The sequence below is a fragment of the Streptomyces sp. NRRL S-1813 genome, from assembly GCF_000719605.1.
GTDB classification, from domain to species: Bacteria; Actinomycetota; Actinomycetes; order Streptomycetales; family Streptomycetaceae; genus Streptomyces; species Streptomyces decoyicus.
In genome coordinates this window covers 1-680 of sequence record NZ_JOHB01000092.1, presented here as the reverse complement: position 1 = coordinate 680, position 680 = coordinate 1, and the positions used below count along the sequence as shown (strand labels likewise).

The window sequence follows — 680 nt, the reverse complement described above, 5'->3', positions numbered from 1 at the left end:
GGTACGGGCAAGGGCGGTGCCACCGCGGCGCTCAACCGCATCGTCCGGCGCAAGCCCTCCGCGGGCGTGCGCGAGGTGCACGCGGTCAAGGGGGTCTCCTTCACCGCCTACCGCGGCGAGTCCATCGGCCTGATCGGCTCCAACGGCTCGGGCAAGTCGACGCTGCTCAAGGCGGTCGCCGGCCTGCTGCCCGCCGAGCGCGGCAAGGTCTACACCCACGGCCAGCCCTCGCTGCTGGGCGTGAACGCCGCGCTGATGAACGACCTGACCGGCGAGAAGAACGTCCTCCTCGGCGGCCTGGCCATGGGCATGTCCCGCGACCAGGTCCACGAGCGCTACGACGGCATCGTCGACTTCTCCGGCATCAACGAGAAGGGCGACTTCATCTCGCTGCCGATGCGCACCTACTCCTCCGGCATGGCCGCCCGGCTGCGGTTCTCCATCGCCGCGGCCAAGGACCACGACGTGCTGATGATCGACGAGGCCCTGGCCACCGGCGACCGCAGCTTCCAAAAGCGCTCCGAGGCCCGCATCCGCGAACTGCGCAAGGAAGCCGGCACGGTCTTCCTGGTCAGCCACAACAACAAGTCCATCCGCGACACCTGCGACCGCGTCCTGTGGCTGGAACGCGGCGAACTGCTGATGGACGGCCCGACGGACGAAGTGATCAAGGCCTACGA

1 protein-coding gene is annotated in these 680 nt (G+C 68.8%); it reads left to right on the top strand.

Annotated features, from left to right (window positions below; all coding sequences use genetic code 11):
- On the top strand, nt 1-680 hold a 680-nt coding region (locus IF67_RS0138440; protein WP_030993698.1), incomplete at both ends, for an ABC transporter ATP-binding protein.